The following is a 19912-nucleotide window of genomic DNA, read 5'->3' on the forward strand; positions in this document are numbered from 1 at the left end:
TCATTTAGCAACAAAATATATAACATAATATTTAAAACAATATTTAAAAACCCCTTTTCACAGGGGCTTTTTCGGCCCGTGAAAAGGGGTACATGTTACTTGGCTGTCTTCAATTGCTGATTGACAAAGATAAGGTCTGTACTTAGATTGTTCATTTCTTTCAGTTCCCTTACAGTCAGTTTGTACTCTCTTGCAATATGAGACAATGTTTCTCCAGCAGAAACAGTATGGACTGACTGAGTGGGCTGAGGAGCCGTCTCGCTTGTCTGCTCACCGCGCACAACTAATGTCTGACCAACGAAAATAATGTCACTCGTCAGGTTGTTCCACTCTCTCAGCTGTCTGATCGTCACGTTCTGATCTCTCGCTATAGCTGAAAGGGTGTCACCTGCCTTAATCACATAGGAGCGGTCATTAGGTCTGGACTGATTATTTGCTGGCGCTGGTGTCGGAACAGTTGGCGTGCTGACAGAAGTTGATCCTCCAGTACGCAAGGTCTGGCCGACAAAGATGCGGTCCGCATTAATCAGATTGTTCAGCTCACGTAACTGAGTCACTGTGGTCTGGAACTCTCGAGCAATGTGTGAGAGTGTATCTCCAGCTTTTACCGTGTACGTGCCTCCCTGATTCTGATTTCCAGCAGGCGAGGTTGGCGCAGGTGCACTTGGTACAGTAGAGTCAGTTGAGCCTTTAATCGTCAGTTTCTGACCGACAGATAGGCGGTCTGCGTTTTCAATCGCATTCCATTCTCTTAACTGAGCAACGGTCGTCTTGAACTGACGGGCAATGCCACTTAAGGTATCTCCCGATTTTACCGTATAAATTGTGCTGACTGTCTTATCATTATCCTGAACAGGTGCAGCAGGTGTCTGAGTCACAGGTTGTGACTGCTGTGTGCCACTTACCTTGAGGACCTGACCAACTGACAGACGGTTAGTATCAGTCAGACTGTTAAGCTGGCTCAGTGCACTCACCGTAGTGCCGTGTGTGCGGGCAATCTGACTTAACGTATCTCCTGCCTTGACGACATAGTCACTTACAGCAGGTGACGGACTGGTCTGGTTCTCTGGACGAGTGTTCTGATCCTGAGCTGTCCCGTTGACAGTCAGACGCTGTCCGACAAAAATACGGTCACTGGTCAGCTTGTTGTCAGACATCAGGCGTGAGACAGTCGTCTGGTGATCTCTTGCGATTCTACTCAATGTATCACCGCTTACGACTGTATAAGTAGTCGCCGCAGTCGGTTTCTCAGGCTGCTGAGGTGCTGGCACAGTCGGTGTATCATCAGATGGAACCAGCAGCTGCTGACCTATTCTGATTAGATCACTGTTCAGCTTATTCAACGTTCTAAGCTGAGCGACAGTTGTCTTGTACGTTCTGGCTATTCCTGATAGTGTATCTCCAGATTTAACCGTATATGATGTAGTACCTTTTTCGGGAACCGCAGCATCCGGACTCGGTGCAGGTACAGTGCTTTCTCCCTGTCCAGATGTTCCTGGTACAAGCAGAACCTGACCGACATAAATGGTATCTGACAGGAGCTTGTTCGCAGATTTCAAAGTAGCGACAGTTGTATTATGTGTACGGGCCAGTTGAGACAGCGTGTCTCCTCTTTGGACCGTAACAGACTTGCTCTGAGTATCAGGCTGACTGACTGGCGGAGTCACTGGTACAGTTTCTGCTGCTTTACCCGGTATCGTCAAACGCTGATTGATGAAAATCAGATCTCCACTTAAATTGTTTGTTTCTCTGATCGCCTGAACTGTCGTACTGAATTCTCGGGCAATCTTGGTTAAGGTATCTCCCCTTACAACCGTATAGATTTCACTTCCAGTTTCCGGTCTGCTCGCATCAGGAGCTGGTGTTTCACCCTGGTTACCGGACTCTTCAAGCTTGGAGGTATCTGGTTTCGCTTCTTCTTTTGGCTGTTCTGGCGCAGGTTGCGCTGTTTCAAGTTTAGGCACGGTCAGTTTCTGATTCACGAAAATCAAGTCACTGCTCAGATTATTCGCTGTCTTCAAAGCCTGAACCGTCGTTTTAAAGTCACGTGCGATTTTGCTTAACGTATCTCCTCTAACGACAGTATAAGTCGTCGTTTCCTTAAATGGATTTGAAGGATTGGACGGAGCCGGATTGGATGGTACAGGCGTAGGTCTGTTGCCTCCAGAGACTGGTACATCAAATCGTGTCAGATCATAAAGCTGGATCAGATTGTTCAACTTATTCGCATAAGTCGGATCCGTTGCATACCTTCCCTGCAGCCATGCCGTTGCATCACGATAGCTGTTTGTTCTTTCGACCCATGTCCCGGAATAGAACTGTGGATTCCAGCTCGTCCCGTTTCTTAGCAGACGTGCATAGTCCTGCAGTGATTCTACATAACTCGGATACTTTTTGAAGTAATCGGTTATCGTGATCCATCCAGTATGTGAATAATATTCTCTCGTCTGCATGGCTACTGACTGACCATTGTAGCTTCCTTTAATTCCAAATAGATTGTGGTTCGGCGGTGCAGACAGGCTGCTTCGTCCAAAGCCTGATTCAAGACTGGCCTGGGCTATCATGACAGACGCATACAAGCCATTTTTAGATGCAATCTCCTGAGCAAATCCAGCAATCTGATTGATAAATGCTGCAGGCGTGTTTGTCTGATGCAGGTTCCCAGGATTAGATGAATTTGACGGCTGACTGCTCTTCGCCTGGGCAACCCCTGCTTCATTGATGGCTAGAACTTGTCCCACAGACAGACGGTTGATGTTAGTCAGATTATTCAGACTGGCGAGCTTAGCAGTTGTCGTATTATATGTCTGAGCAATACGGTTCAGCGTGTCGCCGGACTTGACGACATATACAATCGCTGTTTCTGGTGCAGGCGTGTTTGTCTGATGCAGGTTCCCAGGATTAGATGAATTTGACGGCTGACTGTTCTTCGCCTGGGCAACCCCTGCTTCATTGATGGCTAGAACTTGTCCCACAGACAGAAGGTTGATGTTAGTCAGATTATTCAGACTGGCGAGCTTAGCAGTTGTCGTATTATATGTCTGAGCAATACGGTTCAGCGTGTCGCCGGACTTGACGACATATACGATCGCTTCTTCAGGTGCAGGAGTGGCCTGCTTCGTTTCGGTTTTAGGTGCTGCTGCTTTTGGTTCCTCGACTTTAGGTGCAGGAGCTGTTTCTTTTAAATTAGTCTTCGGTGCTTCAGTTTTTGGTGTTTCGGTTTTAGAAGTCTCTGGTTCTAGTTTGTCAGTTACTGGAGTCTCTAATACCGGATTTTCTACTTCCGCCTCTTCTGCTACAGTTTCAGCCGGAGACTCGGAATCCTGGTCCTGAACGGTACTTTCAGATAAATCCTCAGCAGCAAGTTTTCCACCTGCTTCTTCAGTAGTTTCAGATAATTCATCCTGTTCAGTTGAATCATCTGCAGCTGCAGCAGTCAACAGAGCTGGCTCTTCTGCTGTGTCAGCCACCGAGTCATCGCTTTCTGTTAAGGATTCCGCAGCTAATGAAACTGCTTCACTTATGTCATTCTCATGTACTGTCTCTTCACTATCCTGAATGTCATTCAGCTGCTTTTCGATCAGTGCATTGAAGATCGAGTCCAGCTGCTCAGTAGTCAAATGTTCTGAGTCCAATTGTTCAAGAACACTTTCTCCTCCAGCCAGTTCAATCATTCTTGTCAGCTGGGCCTTTATGTAATCTGTTTCTTCGTCTGATACGGGTGTTGCTTCTGAAGAGTCATTATCTGACTCATCGTCCTGTTCTAAAGAAGCTTGGGAAGAATCTTCATTTGAAAGTTCTAAAGCTGTATACTGTTCATATAGATTTTGAAGAAAAGCCTGATCCTTATCGATTTCCTGTGCTTCAACTGATTGTGTTAAGGAACCTAGGGCTACAACGCCTGCTAATAGACTTGATGAAAATGCAACTGATTTTCTGATCCCCTTTATATTTTCAGGGGCAAGAGGCATTGAGATGTGTTTTGTCATTAAATTTCCTCCTCTTTTTTGGAAAAAGTTATCGTCCCTATATTATACATTTAGTCGGACAGAAGAGAAATAATATCTATGACGATTTTTACTTTGTTATACTATTGTAATATACTGTATAAGTTGCTTGTATCAACAATCAGAAAAGCATTTTTGTATAGAGTGATCCTTGATCATTCATTAGAATTTATACTTATGGAGGTTTGTTTCATGTTACAATCAGCATTAAAATTCACTCACACCTTACTCTACCAGTCTGTTGAAGAAGGAGACACTGTCATTGATGCCACAGTTGGTAACGGCAACGATACGCTTCTGCTGGCAAAAATTGTCGGCCCTGAAGGCACGGTAATCGGGTTTGATATACAGAGGGATGCCATTTCCGCTACCAAAAATAGATTGATTGAGGCTGACCTAAATCAGCGTGTTCAATTGATAGAAGCCGGCCATGAACTAGTCGATTCATTTTCAATAAAGGAGTCTTCGATTGCAGCAGCTGTCTACAATCTCGGTTATCTACCAAAAGGAGACAAATCGATCGTCACTTCACCTGATACAACGATCGAATCACTGAGTAAAGTGCTGCCGCTTTTAAAACCGGGTGGTCTTATCCTGATCATGATCTACTACGGCCATGAGGGCGGTGCTGAAGAGAAAGAAGCGGTCCTGTCCTTTGCTCAATCCCTTCCGCAGAAGTCCTATGACGTGCTGCAGTATGCTTTCATTAATCAGAAAAACTCGCCGCCCTTCCTACTGGCAATTGAAAAGAAATAATAAAAGCCCGGAATCCTCAGTATGTAACCTGAAGATTCCGGGCTTCTGTCGTTTAACCGGTTATTTAGATTTAATATATGTTTTACCGATTGCTGCTGGTGCTTCTGCGCGTCCGACAACACCAACAAGAACTAGGATTGTCAGAAGGAACGGAAGAACTTGCAGCCAGATATTAGGAATATCCTGAATAATTGGAATATGGTTTCCGATACGAGCCAGGCTTTGAGCAAAACCGAAGAATATAGCTGCTCCCATAGCTCCAAGTGGATTCCACTTACCGAAAATCATAGCTGCCATCGCGATAAATCCTTGACCGGCAACAGTTAAGATACCAAATTCATTATGAATCGCCTGTGCCTGAATTGCTCCACCCATTCCGCCTAAGAAACCAGAAATCAGTACGCCGGCATATTTCATAGTGTACACTTTGATCCCCAGTGTTTCAGCTGCGTGCGGGTGTTCACCTACAGAACGTAGACGAAGTCCGAAACGAGTCTTGAATAAGATGAACCATGCAATCACTGCAATGATGATTCCAAGATAGGCCGGTCCGGAAGTATTACGGAAAAAAATCGGCCCGATAACTGGAATACGGTGCAGCAGGAAGATGTTTGATCGACCGAATGCTCTTGGAAGCGGACCGGTCTGAGCTGCACCGAAAATGGCACGAGTCAGGAAGACCGCAAGTGCTGGAGCAGCCAGATTGATTACTGTACCTGAAACGATATGATCTGCTCTCAAGTTGATCGTCGCTACAGCATGAAGAATTGAGAATAGAAGACCAATGACCCCGCCGGCTAGAAGTCCGACCCAGGGAGTCATATTACCGAAAGTACCGAAAAATTGAATGTTAAAAATAGCTGACATGAAAGCACCCATAACCATGATGCCCTCAAGTCCGATGTTTACTACTCCACCACGCTCAGAGAAGGTCCCTCCAAGTGCTGTTAAAATCAAGGGAGCGGCAAACATTAAAGAACTGGATACAATAAGTTGCAGTAGCTGTATAATGTCCATGCCTATTCTCCTCCTTCTGTCGCTTGTTTATTTGACTGCAGTTTACCCATGATCAGACGGATCAGGTAGTTAGCCCCTACAAAGAATATAATCGCGGCAATAACGATACTTGCCATTTCATCCGGAACACCCGCACGGTTTGGCAGGAAACCAGCTCCGACATCCAGTACTCCGAAGAGAATGGATGAGAAGAAAATACCGACTGGATTACCCAGTCCCAGAAGTGCTACTGCTATTCCGTTGAAGCCGACGTGAGGAAGTCCACTTTGTGTAAAGATGTTTCCGAAAGTTCCCAGACCGTGAATAGCTCCACCTAGTCCAGCAAGTGCCCCACTGAGGACCATGGATAAAATAATGTTCTTAGCTGCGCTCATTCCGGCATAGCTTGATGCATGTGGATTCAGACCAACAGCTCTCACTTCAAATCCGGCAGTTGTCTGCGTCATGAATACCCAGTAAAGGGCAACGACTATGATAGCGATAAAGAATCCGACATTCAGACGAGATCCGGCTGTCAAGTTTGTCAGCCAGTCTATGCGCAGGCTTGCGTTTTCACCTACACGTTCAGTTGTATTTCCTGTAGAAAGAACATTTCTGATCAGATAGTTCGTTACGTGGAGGGCTGTGTAGTTAAGCATGATTGTCACGACAACTTCACTTGTTCCAAAATATGCACGTAAGGCTCCGGCGATACCTGCCCAGATAGCTCCGGCAACGATTCCTACTAAAAGACTTAAGGTCACCAGGACAATTCTAGGAAGATCCGGTAAGGTCAATGCCACCCAGATTGCACTTACCCAACCGACAAGCAGCTGTCCTGCAATCCCTATGTTGAAGAATCCGGCTTGAAACGCAATCGCAAACCCAAGCCCAGTAAAAGTCAGAATGGTAGCCTGTCTCAACGCCTCTCCGAAGAAATATGGACTTGTAAACACGCCCTCAAGCATAGCCTGATAAGCAGTTAGTGGATTATATCCGAATAAAAGCATCAATAATGCCCCAAAAATAATTCCCAGAATGATGGACAGGATCGGAACCATTAAGTTATTCAAGCGATTATTATTTTGTGTCAGCAACGGTCTCCTTCTCCTTTCCATTTGACTCAGCCACTTGTTCATGTGCCTTCTCTAGTGAGACACCTGCCATCAAGAGACCCAGTTCTTTTTCATTAGTTTCATCTGCATTGACAACGGCGATGACATTTCCATCATACATAACAGCGATACGGTCAGAAACATTCATGACCTCGTCCAGTTCATAGCTCATGAGCAGAACCCCTTTACCGTTATCACGCTGTTCGATCAGACGTTTGTGAATATACTCGATCGCTCCTACGTCAAGTCCACGAGTCGGCTGTGCTGCAATTAGCAGCTCAGGATCACGGTAAATTTCACGTGCGATGATAGCTTTCTGCTGGTTACCTCCTGAAAGAGAAGCAGCTGAATGCTCTTCACTTGGCGTACGCACGTCAAATTCTTCGATCAGACGCTTGGCATGTTCTTTGATTTCTTTATGATTAAGGAATCCATGCTTGCTGAATGGTTTCTGATAATAGGTCTGAAGGGCCATATTCTCTTCCAGCTTCATTGGAAGAACCAGTCCATAACGTTGTCTGTCTTCCGGAATGTGTCCCAGTCCAGTCTCAGTGATCTTGCGTGGTTTCTTGTTTGTGATATCCTTGCCGTCCAGTTTGATTGTTCCGGAGTCGACCTTAGTCAGTCCAGTAATCGCCTGCATAAGCTCGGACTGTCCATTTCCGTCAACTCCTGCTATCCCAAGCACTTCACCTGCCCTAACTTCAAGATCGATGGCTTTAACTGCATCATACCCACGAGCTTCCTTGACTGTCAGATTATTGATTTCCAGAACTGGCCCTTTAGGTGCTGCCGGTTTCTTGTCTACTTTGAACGATACTGAACGTCCGACCATCATATCAGCCAGTTCCTGCTGTGAGGTCGAGGCTACGTCTACAGTATCGATACTCTTTCCGCGTCTGATGACGGTACAGCGATCGGCTACCTGCTTGATCTCCTCTAGTTTGTGAGTAATCAGAATGATCGACTTGCCTTCTTTTACAAGAGAATCCATGATTTCCATGAGTTCCTCGATCTCCTGAGGTGTCAGTACTCCAGTCGGTTCATCGAAAATAAGGATATCAGCACCACGATACAAAGTTTTCAGAATCTCAGCACGCTGCTGCATACCTACTGAAATGTCAGATATGCGTGCTCTAGGATCCACACGAAGTCCGTAGCGATCAGAAAGTTCCTGTACTTCCTTTTCTGCAGAATCCTGATCCATAAATCCAAACCTGTGTTTTTCTTTACCCAGCATAATATTTTCAGTAACCGTAAACTTATCTACAAGCATAAAGTGCTGATGCACCATTCCAATACCCAGCTGATTCGCTATATCCGGTGAGGAGATGTTAACTTTATTACCCTTCACCCAAATTTCACCTTCTGTCGGTTCCAGTAACCCAGACAATATATTCATCAATGTAGATTTTCCGGCACCATTTTCTCCGAGCAGAGCGTGGATTTCCCCCTTATTCAGGTCCAGATGAATATTGTCATTCGCTCTGAAATTTCCAAACTCTTTTGTAATGCCTTTCATTTCAATGACCTTATTAGTCTGTGACATAACCGATCCCTCCTTCGCTTCCATTTAATTAATATTAACAGTTATTTATTATACCTTACTTTTACACCCTCGTAAATTGAACACAGATAAACAATTAGTAATAATTTTCTTAACTAAATAACGAACTGTCGGACTCGGTAATGAAGATAAAAAGCGCCAGCCTGTTGACTAGCGCTTTACCTATTCACTTGTGCCTATTCAAGTTCGTTTAAAAATCGTTTATCTGTTATTCAGAATCAGAGAATTCAGTTACTTCGATTTCTCCATCAAGGATAGCCTGACGTGCCTCTTCAACAGCAGCCCATGCATCATCTGACATGTTTCCGCGTGTCACGTCAACTCCTCCTTCTTCTATACCGTAAGCAATATTTTCTCCACCTGGGAATCCTTCTTCAATTGTCTGGTTGGCAGACATTTCAATTGCAGAACCTACACCTTTAAGTGTTGATGTCAGAGTGAAGTTTCCACCATCCCAGTTTCCTTCTTCTTCCTGGTCACGGTCTACACCGATTACCCAGATTTCAGAATCAGGATCTGATTCAAGACGGTTACGTGCTTCTGTGAATACACCGTTACCAACTGCTCCTGCAGCGTGGTAGATAACATCTGCTCCATTTGCATACATACCAGCAGCGATCTGTTGTCCTACACCAGCGTCTGAGAATGATTCAGCGTACTGCACATCTACTTCGATGCTATCATCTACGTAAGCAACACCTTCAGTAAATCCTGTTTCGAAACGGTCGATAACTGGAGACGCAATTCCCCCGATGAATCCGACGCGTCCTGTTTCAGTTGTCTGAGCAGCTGCAACTCCTGCAAGGAATGCCGCTTCATGGTCACGGAAAGTTAGAGACACAACGTTGTCACGATCAGAAATGTCATCGACAATTCCGAAGTACTGGTCAGGGTTCTGATCAGCTACATCGTTGACAGCGTCAAGAAGCATAAATCCGATTCCGTAAATAATGTCGTAACCATCAGCATTAGCCTGATTCAAGTTAGGAACAAAATCAGAGGAGTCATTTGACTGGTAGTAAGCAATGTGATCATCGCTTAATCCAAGATTGTCAGCCCATTGTTTCATACCTTCCCAAGCGGACTGGTTGAATGAACGGTCGTCAACTCCACCTTCATCAGTAATCATAGCGATTCGGAAGTCGATATCTTCTGTATCTTCTCCGTTATCCGCAGTTTCTTCACTAGTATCTTCAGTAGTATCCTCAGTATCATCCTGAATCGTGTCAGTTGTGTCTCCAGCATCCTGACCCTGGCAGGCAGCCAGTACGAAAGCAGATGTACCTAAAGCCAGCAATGTTCTCAATTTAAGCATTGTCACAATTGTTTCCCCCTAAAATTTTTTTACACCTTAGAAAAGAGCACCTGCTTCTCATTTGAATTTAATAGGCACGTCAAATGATTCCGCTAACACTCTCTCCTTTCAAGGTTATAGTAACACTCCCGTAGCAAAAAGGAAAGTTAGAATTTGATGTCTAATATAATTAAAAAACTTTCATATTGAGGTTTCATTTAACTTATCTGGTCAACAGGTTCTGAAGGTGTTTCGGCAGGTTCACCTGATACCAGTACTTCTCTGGGTTTCGATCCTTCGGAAGGCCCGACGATTCCATTCATTTCCATTTCATCCACCATACGTGCAGCTCTGTTATATCCAATTCTAAACCTTCGCTGAAGCAGTGATATGCTTGCAGTTTGCATTTCTATTACAAGCGACACAGCTTCGTCATATAAATCGTCTTCAGAGTCAGCCGTATTTTTTTGAGGCTCATCCTTTGGAATCATCTCTTCTACATAATTCGCTTCCTGCTGGTCCTTGACGAAGCTTACAACAGCTTCGACTTCCTCATCGGATATGAAGGCTCCCTGTACCCTGTTCGCCTTATTGGCGCCCATCGGCTGGAAGAGCATGTCTCCACGTCCCAGAAGTTTCTCAGCCCCGTTGCTGTCAAGAATCGTCCGGGAATCCGTGCCACTTGATACGGCGAACGCGATCCGTGACGGCACATTGGCTTTGATTATTCCGGTTATAACGTCCACACTCGGACGCTGAGTCGCCAGGATCATATGGATCCCTGCAGCTCGTGCCATCTGGGCCAATCTGATAATTGAATCCTCAACTTCATTGGAAGCCACCATCATCAAGTCTGCCAGCTCATCTACGATCACAACGATAAAAGGCAGCGGCAGCAGTCCTTCGTTATTCTCTTCGTTCTTACGTTTGACAAAAGCATTGTAGCCTTCCATGTTTCTTGACCCACTTGCGGCAAATAATTCGTATCGTCTTTCCATTTCCTGAACGACTTTCTGAAGGGCAACTGCAGCCTTCTTAGGATTCGTCACGACCGGTGTCAGAAGATGCGGAATGCCATTATAGACATTCAATTCAACCATTTTCGGGTCGATCATCATCAGTTTAAGTTCATTTGGTTTAGCTTTAAGCAGGAGACTCGTAATTACTCCGTTGATTGCAACCGACTTACCTGATCCCGTTGCTCCAGCTACCAGAAGGTGTGGCATTTTAGCCAGATCGGCCATAGCAACGTTTCCTGCTATATCCCTACCTAATGGGACTTCAAGGAGTTTATCCTTATTCTTGACCTGTCCTTCTATAATGTCTCTGAACGATACGGTACTGACTTCAGAGTTCGGAACTTCAATACCAATCACCGCTTTTCCTGGAATCGGCGCTTCCATTCGTATGTCCTTAGCAGCAAGTGCCAGCGCAAGATCGTCTGACAACCCGACAATTTTGCTTACTTTCACACCCGTTGCAGGTTGTATCTCATATTTCGTTACTGCCGGACCAAGGTTGGCTTTAGTAACTTTAGCTTTCACCCCGAAACTTTCAAAGGTCTCTTCCAGCTTCTTGACGTTTTTCTGAATGATCGTGTATTCGTCAGACTGATCGATTGCTTCGATCTGATTCAGTAAGGTAACCGGAGGAAGTTTGTAGGCTTCATTTTCCTCTTCTCCAATTTCAAACTCCACCGGGCCATCGTCCTGTCCATCTTCCGGTTCTGAAGGAGGATGAGAATCTGTGTTTTTTCTTTGGAGTTTCTCCTGTATCTCCTGATAGCCTTCAATTTCAAGGGTAGTCTGTTCATGTTCTGATGCAGCTGACTCGTTGATTGGAGTAGTTTCCTCAACATTATCTGTCAAATCAGGCTGATCCTTAATTTCTTCTTTCTTCTGTCTGGATTTCCTAGGTTTTCTGGCAGTTTTCGGTTTCTTCCTGCGTTTTTTTCGGCTATCACTTACATGAGAAACGGCTGATCCTACACTGTTATTCAACCCGTTGAACAATACTCTCAAGCCTTTTCTGATTCGTTCAAAAAGATTTCTGTATGAGAACTGGAAGAAAGTCATGATCCCCACAAATACAAGAGCAACGATCATGATATAAGTACCCGCCATTGCAAATAAGAAATGGCTGGCTCCAAAGAAGACTGCGCCGATCATTCCGCCTCCGACTGACCTACCTATACTGTTGCTGGTGACCTGAGGCCAGATCGCCTGCCAGGTAGCTGTTACACTGTTCGTGGAATCAGTGATGACAGGCAGAACCCATCTCGAGTGATTAAAAACAAGCCAGGCTACGTAGAGCAGTGCCGCTCCTCTTGTCCGTGGACCTTTGAAACTTGGCCATTCGCCTTTCAGCAGCAGATACAGTCCGGTCGCCAGTAATATTATGGCCATAAAAGCATAGGTTTCTCCTACAAATAATCTGAATACATTAGTGATAAATCGTCCGACAAATCCAAAAGATCCAAGCGCCAGCAGGCTGGTGAAAAATAGAATAAATCCAGTAAGTTCAGGTGCCACCTTGTGGGTCTTTTTCTTTGGTCTGCCTCGTTTTTTCGTTCGTGCCATTCCCGTTCTCCTTTCTTTCATATCTGTGTCATTATAGCATGAATCATCCAGCTAAGGTAGGAGTCTCAGGGGATAACTCTTTATGATCATTATACTTGACACGTTTAGGATTCATGACTGCATTGCTGACGGCTAATCATTGGTTTTTTTCTGTCTTAACAAGTAAACTATAGTTAGGATAACTAATCCAACTTGAATCGCACATTTTCTGTTAGCTGAGTCATTACATTAACTGATCTGTAATTCATGACTATTATAAGGAGGAAGCACTATGGGGTCACTATTTAAAGAATTTTTCAATAAAGGAAAAGGGAATAAGTCCGGCGGAGAAATAATCTATACAAACGATCCTCTGGAAGGAACAGACACACAGAAATTGAGAGCAGAGATTTCCGGTCGTGTACAAGGAGTCGGCTTCCGTTTCACCACCAAGCAGGCTGCAGATGAACTTGGCATTACTGGTATCGTTCGTAATGAATCTGACGGGACCGTTTATGTAGAGGCGCAGGGCAGCGCAGAACAGCTGTCCCGATTTGTTGAAGCTCTGCGGAAAGGACCAAGTCCTTCGGCAAATGTGGATAAAGTTGTAGTCACCTATGACGAAAATGTTGAAGAAAAAACTAATTTTTCCCAAGCTAATTGAATTCTTGCTTCCTTTATTGTATAGTGTTCAATAGCGTGTCAGACATCAAGACCACGTGACTAACTTACTTTAAAGGATTGAACTGATTTGAAAAACAGAACAAAAAGATGGCTGTTATCCGGTGGGATGCTGTCGATCGTCTTATTCCTTTCGGGATGTATGAGAGTCGATCAGGCTGGAAACCCGACTGGTGGCTTTTCTCAATTTTTATATGATTATCTGGTGCTGCCGACTCAGTCGTTCATCGAAATTCTTGCAGATTTATTCGGTGGAAACTACGGCTTGTCAATTATTGCAATAACCATTATCGTTCGTATCATTATACTTCCACTCTCAATTAAGCAGCAACGTACGTCTATGGAACAGCAGACAAAAATGGCCGTTGTCAAACCTGTAACAGATGAGATTCAAGCTGAAATGAAAGAAACAGATGATGCTCAGAAAAAACAGGAACTGCAACAGGAACTGATGGAAGTTTATCGTGAGAACAATGTCAATATGCTCGGCGGCTTGTCCGGGTGTCTTCCACTTCTGATTCAGATGCCTGTATTTACAGCAATGTTCCAGGCTATCCGCATGTCAGAATCGATCCAGAACGCGACTTGGTTAGGTATGCAGCTAGGCGAGCGAAGTATCATTCTTGCGTTACTGACCGGAGCTGTCTACTATGTCCAAACTCGAGTCATGCAGGCTGGTATGCCTGAAGAGCAGCGCAAACAATCCAACTCAATGATGCTGATGAACCCGATCATGATCCTGATGTTTTCTATTACCGGACCAGCTGGTTTAACACTATACTGGTTTGCTGGTGGATTTGTGGCGATCGGACAGTCCTTGTTGACCAATCTTTACTACAAGCCAAAACTGGAAAAGGAAATGAAAGAAAAGCACGGCGACAAACAGGTCGTTGAACGTAAAAAGCCTTCCCGCAGAAAAATTCAGGCTGAAGAAGTCACGACAAAACAAGGGAAGCAAGTTTCACCTGCACCGTCTGCTAAGGACAAACGACGTAATCAGAGTCCTTTTGAATCGAAAGGCCGTCGTAACTCAGGCAAGCAGCAGAGAAACAATTAATGTTTTTAAAATGATGTAGAAGAGAGCCTCGGCTCTCTTCTTTTCTTTTGTCATAGAGATGAAAAGCCCGGCGTGTGCCGGGCTTCCTTTTATTATTCAAGGAATTCTATTCCATTAGAGCAGTATCGAGGTCTTTCGTCCAACTCGATGCCGCCATCGCAACTCAGTTGGCTACTCCCGACATTTTTCGTCCAACTCGTGGCCGCCATCGCAACTCAGTTGGATGCTCCCAACTTCTTTCGTCCAACTCGAGGCCGCCATCACAACTCAGTTGGCTGCTCCCAACTTCTTTCGTCCAACTCGAGAACAGGATCACACTCCAGTTGGATGCTCCCGACATCTTTCGTCCAACTCAATGCCGCCATCGCATCTCAGTTGGCTACTCCCAACTTCTTTCGTCCAACTCGAGGATGCCATCGCAACTCAGTTGGCTGCTCCCAACTTCTTTCGTCCAACTCGAGGACACGGTCGCATCTCAGTTGGCTGCTCCCGACATCTTTCGACCAAGTCGAGGACACGGTCGCATCTCAGTTGGCTGCTCCCGACACCTTTCCTCCAACTCGAGGACGCCATCGCAACTCAGTTGGCTGCTCCCGACACCTTTCCTCCAACTCGAGGACGCCATCGCAACTCAGTTGGCTGCTCCCGACATCTTTCGTCCAACTCGGTGACACGATCGCAACTCAGTTGGCTGCTCCCGACTTCTTTCGTCCAACTCGAGGACGCCATCATTCTTTATCCAATCATTAATGCTTCTCCGGTTATTCGAGATATCCAATTAGTTCAAAGATAATATACACCCTGACTTTTTCCCTGTTGCTTATAATGGGTGTTTAGAGCCCGTCTGATGGACTTGGCAGGCAATGCCCCATTCAGCCATTCACTGACACATTTGGTAGTAATCTTCATCTCCGGGAACAGAAGCTTCATTTCTTCAACGTTGCCAATAATATTATCCAATCTGTCTGTTTTTATTCCACATGCTTTGCAGACACAGCTGCGTTGTGAATATGCAAGTGTAAAACTTTTACAATGTGTACAGGTTGGGCCTTTAAGAAGGTCTTCCCAGGCGTATGTGGGAAGATTCAGCTCAAACGGTACATTCTGTTTGTGATTTTCCAGTAATCTGTTTGCGAGCTGACGTAGTTTGGGGTTTCGGCTGACCTCCTGATCATCAAGTTTTCTCAGCAGTTCATTTATTTGAGTTGGCAAGCAGACGCTGTCATCAGATCCGACACGGTAAAGTGTAAATTCAGGATTGATAAAAACCAGATACTTCACTACGTTGACAGAGTAATTCCACGATTTCATCAGCTGGGCAAATAGAGTAGCGGTTCTCTCGAGCTGGTTATTTGGACTTACAATAGTGTATCCACGTTTACTGATATACTTCCCTGCTTCATACCGATACTCTCCTTTGTAGTTCTTTATTTCAAATATATAGACACTGTTATTCATCAGAATGAGTGAATCAATCTGTATCGATGAGCCATTTACCGATAGCAGGAGATCGTTCAGAATAAGTATGTCTTTGTTTAACCTAGTCTGAATCAAGTTATCAAATGTTATTTCACCTTCCAGTCCTGCTTTTAAATGATTGTATTTGCTGAGTTCGTCTTTACTTAATGATAATCGGCTGTTCAGTGACTCATAGCCCCTCAACTGTGATGACTTTTCCCTGGATTTCAAAATTAACATGTGCTCCCTCCTCGTATATACTATTATCTTTTCAGGGAAAAACTCACGAAAATAAACACCAATTTACAGCTAGTCTCACTTGCTTGAACAGAAAAAAGGCCTGGCTGATTGCCGGGCCTTTCCCAATTTTTAATTATTTATCTGAATCCCTGTCCGATTGCTTATCTTCCAGCTTAGGCAGTTCTATTCTGAAGATAGATCCATGTTCGAGAACACTTTCAGCCCAGATCTTGCCATGATAGCCTTCAATCAGCTGTTTGGCGATAGACAGTCCCAGTCCGTTTCCGCCTTTATGACGGCTGCGAGCCTTGTCTACCCGGTAGAATCGGTTGAAGATTTTAACGGTATCTTCCTGAGTCATTCCTTCACCATAATCCTGAATGGCGATCTGAACATTTCTGCCGTGTTCCGAGACACTTAAATGCACCTCATGACGGTCAGTCGAATACTTGACTGCATTGTCCAGAAGAATGATAAGAATCTGTTCCAGATGATTACGGTAGATGTTGACATATACTTCTTTTTCAAGATCATCATCAAGAATGAAATAGAAGTCAGGATGAACCAGCTTGAAGTTATTAAATGTCTGATTAATGATTTCTCTGACCGGTGTCCGTTCATTTTTATAATGAATTTCCACCTGTTCTGCGCGGGACAAGTCCAGCATTTCCTGCACCAGACTCTTCATCCGGCCGATTTCCTGCAGGGAGGCATCCAGTGATTCTTCAAGAACAACTGGGTCATCTTTCCCCCAGCGGTTGAGCAGTTTCATATGCCCTTCCACCACAGCGACGGGTGTTCTAAGTTCATGAGAGACATCTTCTACAAACTGCTTCTGGTGTTCAATGTTCCGCTGCATTCTATCCAGCATGGCGTTGTATGCGTTGGCGAGTTCAGTCAGTTCGTCATTTCCGTCTCCAACATCGATGCGTTCTTCGGATTCCGGATCCTTTTCAATGATGTGCATCGCTTCGGTCAGTCGACGGATCGGCTGAAGAAATGAGATGGCTATGAGGTAACCGATGACCCCACTGAACAGTAGGGCAATGATTCCTGTCAAAAGGATCGCTCCCAAAACACTTCTGAACAGCTGATGATAGGATGATAGTGTATTGATCACCTGAACATAACCGATCCGGTCATTATTCAAAAAAGAATAGACCGGGGTCACAGCTGACAGCGCTTCTCCATGAGGTCCTTCAGGTATTGTCTGTATCTGTAAGGTCTCAAGTGGTTCAAATCCGATATCTACCGAATTCGTTTCATACAAAAGTTCTTCATCCGGGCTGAACACACGAATGACGATGCTGCCCTGACTTGCTCTCAGCGGAGTACTTCTCTGATTCTGAGTTTCTTCCATTATCGGCATCTCGGGAGTAAGATACAGCTCCTGCTGATCCAGTGTTTCTTCTACATCTTCTTCAGTCAACTCATAAAAATGCTGCCCGAAACGTTCGGTAAGGTTAAATACCACATTTCTGACAGCCTGCTGTTCATTTTCGATCATGATCTGCTGGAACGTAATGAACAGAATCGTTGAAAAAATCGTATAGGTAAGAAATAGTGCAATTGCAGCCCCAATCGTCCACTTCCATCTCAGAGAAATACGCTTCTGCTGGTTTACTGCTGTCGTATCGATGGCTGCCTGCTGTTTCACGTGCGCATCACGTATCCAGTTCCTCTAACGGTCTGAATGTAACTTTCCTTGCCTGCTACATCGATTTTGTTACGAAGATATCTGATGTAGACGTCGACAACATTCGTTTCGACTTCTGTTTCGTAACCCCATACTTTGTTCAAGAGGACTTCACGAGACAGAACGACGTTGACATTCTCCATAAGTTCCACAAGCAGTTCGTACTCTCTTTTAGTCAGCTCGATGACTTCATCGCCACGCTTGACGACGCGGTTTTCCTTTTCGACAGTAATGTCTTTATAAGTGATGGTTGTCTGACGGCTGACGTTTTCTTCAGTTTCAATTTCGATTCGACGAAGCAGTGCACGCATGCGGGCAAGCAGTTCTTCGATCGCAAACGGTTTGACGACATAGTCATCAGCACCGTGATCGAAACCTGATACACGGTCAATAACTGAATCGCGGGCAGTCATCATGATGATCGGCACATTGCTGACTTGTCTTATGCGACGAGCTACATCTATGCCGTTCAGTTCAGGAAGCATCAGGTCAAGGAGAATGATATCCCAGCTTTCCTCTTCATCCAGTGCCGCTTCCAGTCCTGAACGTCCATCGAAACGTACTTCTGTCCTAAACCCTTCATGGTTCAGTTCAAGTTCGACGAATCTGGCCAGATTCTTCTCGTCCTCAATGATCAAAATATTTGCCAATGTTTTCACTCCTAGCTTAATTTACCTGTTTCATTTTGTTTACGGGTGATCCCCTTCAGTTCCTGTCACAAGGCTTCTTTAGTGTAACACAGTTTCTCATTCAAGGGAACGAAAGAAATCGTCTATTAAAGCTATTATAACAGTAAAATAGCAGGTTTTCTAATTGAAAACCCACTATCTTCATACTATTTTTTAATCAATGACACAATTGGCTTAATCCCAGCTTTCTTCGCCTTCATTTCCATACCAGTCGAAGTGGAACGTGCCTTCTTTATCGACGCGTTCATAGGTATGCGCTCCAAAGTAATCACGTTGTGCCTGAATGATGTTTGCAGGCAGACGTTCTGAACGGTAAGAATCGTAATAAGCGATCGCTGATGAGAATGCCGGCACAGGAACACCTGCCTGAACAGAAAGTCCGACCAGATCTCTTACTGACTGCTGATAACGTTCAGTGATGTCCATGAAATAGTCATCCAGTACTAGGTTTTTAAGCTGTGGTTCACGCTCATAGGCTTCAGTGATTTTCTGAAGGAAACGCGCTCTGATGATACAGCCAGCTCTGAAGATTTTTGCAATGTCACCGTATTTCAGGTTCCAGTTGTACTCTTTTGAAGCAGTTCCCATTTGTGCAAATCCTTGAGCGTAACTCATGATTTTACTGAAGTACAGGGCTTCTCTGATTTTTTCGATGACTTCTTTCTTGTCGCCTTCGAAGGCTTTCATTTCCGGCTTAGGCAGAACTTTGCTCGCTGCTACACGTTCGTCTTTCAGTGCAGAGATGTAGCGGGCAAAAACTGATTCTGTGATCAGTGGGAGAGGCAGTCCCAGGTCAAGCGCACTCTGCGACGTCCATTTTCCTGTTCCTTTGTTTCCGGCACGGTCAAGAATGATATCGATCATGTGCTTGCCTGTTTCCGGATCTTTTTTAGTTAACGCATCTGCTGTGATTTCGATCAGGAAGCTGTCCAGTTCACCAGTATTCCATTCCTTGAATACATCAGCAATTTCTTCATTTGACAAGCCGACAACGTCTTTCAAAATGTGATAAGACTCAGCAATTAGCTGCATATCGCCGTATTCGATGCCGTTATGGACCATTTTCACATAGTGTCCCGCTCCATCTGGACCAATGTATGTGACACATGGCTCTCCATCAGCAGGTGCTTTGGCAGCAATCTGTTCCAGGATCGGCGCTACAAGATCATAAGCTTCCTTCTGACCACCTGGCATGATCGCTGGTCCTTTCAGAGCACCTTCTTCTCCACCGGACACGCCAGTTCCGATAAAGTTGATGCCTGAATCAGCAAGTTCCTTGCTGCGGCGGATCGTATCCTGATAGAAGGTGTTCCCTCCATCGATCAAAATATCTCCTTTATCCAAGTGAGGTAGCAGCTGTTTGATGACAGCATCTGTCCCTTTCCCTGCCTGTACCATCAAAACGATTTTTCTAGGTACTTCCAGAGAGTCGACAAATTCTTCCAATTCATACGTTGCAGTCAGATTCTTGCCGGGGTTCTCTTCGATGACCCCATCTGTTTTTGATCCTGTACGGTTATAAATCGACACGGAGTAGCCTCTGCTTTCAATATTCAAAGCCAGATTCTTACCCATGACAGCCATACCGATAACGCCGACTTGCTGTTTACTCATAGTAAATCTCCTCTCATTTTTGATGCAGCTGACCGCTCAAAAAAGTCAGACCTGCATATCTTACTCGTAATTATATTATCAAAATTTGAACACTTTTGAAACTCTCTAATAAAGACTTGCATTATGACAGCACTTTAAGTACACTAATAGCTGAAAGTTCTCAGGAAAGTTGGTGTACACTTAT

General features: G+C 44.7%; 13 protein-coding genes. 3 read left to right on the plus strand and 10 right to left on the minus strand.

All coding sequences use genetic code 11. The features are described from left to right. Nucleotides 1–95: 95 nt before the first annotated feature. Nucleotides 96–3989, minus strand: coding sequence for a LysM peptidoglycan-binding domain-containing protein (locus tag ABFX15_RS11525; RefSeq protein WP_346025549.1), 3894 nt, complete (start codon nt 3987–3989; stop codon nt 96–98). A 210-nt stretch (nt 3990–4199) separates the two neighbouring features. On the opposite strand from ABFX15_RS11525, the gene mnmM reads away from it, so the two are divergent. Further along, the gene (gene mnmM / locus ABFX15_RS11530; protein WP_346025550.1) at nt 4200–4763 is read left to right on the plus strand and encodes a tRNA 5-(aminomethyl)-2-thiouridylate-methyltransferase MnmM; all 564 of its coding nucleotides are present in this window, start codon (nt 4200–4202) and stop codon (nt 4761–4763) included. Between the two features lie 60 nt (nt 4764–4823). Here mnmM and ABFX15_RS11535 read toward each other — a convergent pair whose 3' ends face one another. The 5 genes from ABFX15_RS11535 to ABFX15_RS11555 form a co-directional block, all read right to left on the minus strand. Next, a complete protein-coding gene (locus ABFX15_RS11535; RefSeq protein WP_346025551.1) occupies nt 4824–5780 on the minus strand; it encodes an ABC transporter permease in 957 nt (318 codons plus the stop codon). Nucleotides 5781–5782: 2 nt separating this feature from the next. After that, a complete protein-coding gene (locus ABFX15_RS11540) occupies nt 5783–6853 on the minus strand; it encodes an ABC transporter permease (RefSeq protein WP_428830634.1) in 1071 nt (356 codons plus the stop codon). Beyond that, nucleotides 6840–8423, minus strand: a complete 1584-nt coding sequence (locus ABFX15_RS11545; protein WP_346025553.1) for an ABC transporter ATP-binding protein — start codon at nt 8421–8423, stop codon at nt 6840–6842. Before ABFX15_RS11545 ends, ABFX15_RS11540 begins: the two co-directional genes overlap by 14 nt. A 226-nt stretch (nt 8424–8649) precedes the next feature. After that, a complete protein-coding gene (locus ABFX15_RS11550; protein WP_346025582.1) occupies nt 8650–9756 on the minus strand; it encodes a BMP family lipoprotein in 1107 nt (368 codons plus the stop codon). 197 nt (nt 9757–9953) lie between these two features. Further along, complete coding sequence (locus ABFX15_RS11555; RefSeq protein WP_346025554.1) at nt 9954–12314, minus strand: FtsK/SpoIIIE family DNA translocase; 2361 nt, start codon at nt 12312–12314, stop codon at nt 9954–9956. Nucleotides 12315–12585: 271 nt separating this feature from the next. On the opposite strand from ABFX15_RS11555, the gene ABFX15_RS11560 reads away from it, so the two are divergent. Together ABFX15_RS11560 and yidC are read left to right on the plus strand one after the other, a co-directional pair. After that, complete coding sequence (locus ABFX15_RS11560; RefSeq protein WP_091266108.1) at nt 12586–12957, plus strand: acylphosphatase; 372 nt, start codon at nt 12586–12588, stop codon at nt 12955–12957. A gap of 87 nt (nt 12958–13044) precedes the next feature. Continuing rightward, nucleotides 13045–14031: a membrane protein insertase YidC gene (gene yidC, locus ABFX15_RS11565; RefSeq protein WP_346025555.1), complete on the plus strand. Its 987-nt coding sequence runs from the start codon at nt 13045–13047 to the stop codon at nt 14029–14031. Between the two features lie 783 nt (nt 14032–14814). Here the strand turns inward: yidC and ABFX15_RS11570 are convergent. The 4 genes from ABFX15_RS11570 to gndA all read right to left on the minus strand — a co-directional run bounded on the left by ABFX15_RS11570 (nt 14815) and on the right by gndA (nt 19728). Next, nucleotides 14815–15729: a nuclease-related domain-containing protein gene (locus ABFX15_RS11570; RefSeq protein ID WP_346025556.1), complete on the minus strand. Its 915-nt coding sequence runs from the start codon at nt 15727–15729 to the stop codon at nt 14815–14817. Nucleotides 15730–15862: 133 nt separating this feature from the next. Continuing rightward, a complete protein-coding gene (locus ABFX15_RS11575) occupies nt 15863–17386 on the minus strand; it encodes a HAMP domain-containing sensor histidine kinase (protein WP_346025557.1) in 1524 nt (507 codons plus the stop codon). Then, nucleotides 17383–18075, minus strand: coding sequence for a response regulator transcription factor (locus ABFX15_RS11580; protein ID WP_091482341.1), 693 nt, complete (start codon nt 18073–18075; stop codon nt 17383–17385). The genes ABFX15_RS11575 and ABFX15_RS11580 overlap by 4 nt, the downstream gene beginning before the upstream one ends. Before the next feature lie 213 nt (nt 18076–18288). Then, complete coding sequence (gene gndA / locus ABFX15_RS11585) at nt 18289–19728, minus strand: NADP-dependent phosphogluconate dehydrogenase (protein ID WP_091482339.1); 1440 nt, start codon at nt 19726–19728, stop codon at nt 18289–18291. Nucleotides 19729–19912: the final 184 nt, after the last annotated feature.

Origin of the sequence: Alkalibacterium indicireducens (genome assembly GCF_039522005.1) — a bacterium.
Lineage (GTDB): Bacteria > Bacillota > Bacilli > Lactobacillales > Carnobacteriaceae_A > Alkalibacterium > Alkalibacterium indicireducens.

Excerpts from the sequence above, each read along its gene's own strand:
- ABFX15_RS11525 (WP_346025549.1), bottom strand. The coding sequence starts at position 3,989 with ATGACAAAACACATCTCAATGCCTCTTGCCCCTGAAAATATAAAGGGG.
- mnmM (WP_346025550.1), top strand. The coding sequence starts at position 4,200 with ATGTTACAATCAGCATTAAAATTCACTCACACCTTACTCTACCAGTCT.
- ABFX15_RS11535 (WP_346025551.1), bottom strand. The coding sequence starts at position 5,780 with ATGGACATTATACAGCTACTGCAACTTATTGTATCCAGTTCTTTAATG.
- ABFX15_RS11545 (WP_346025553.1), bottom strand. The coding sequence starts at position 8,423 with ATGTCACAGACTAATAAGGTCATTGAAATGAAAGGCATTACAAAAGAG.
- ABFX15_RS11550 (WP_346025582.1), bottom strand. The coding sequence starts at position 9,756 with ATGCTTAAATTGAGAACATTGCTGGCTTTAGGTACATCTGCTTTCGTA.
- ABFX15_RS11555 (WP_346025554.1), bottom strand. The coding sequence starts at position 12,314 with ATGGCACGAACGAAAAAACGAGGCAGACCAAAGAAAAAGACCCACAAG.
- ABFX15_RS11560 (WP_091266108.1), top strand. The coding sequence starts at position 12,586 with ATGGGGTCACTATTTAAAGAATTTTTCAATAAAGGAAAAGGGAATAAG.
- ABFX15_RS11570 (WP_346025556.1), bottom strand. The coding sequence starts at position 15,729 with ATGTTAATTTTGAAATCCAGGGAAAAGTCATCACAGTTGAGGGGCTAT.
- gndA (WP_091482339.1), bottom strand. The coding sequence starts at position 19,728 with ATGAGTAAACAGCAAGTCGGCGTTATCGGTATGGCTGTCATGGGTAAG.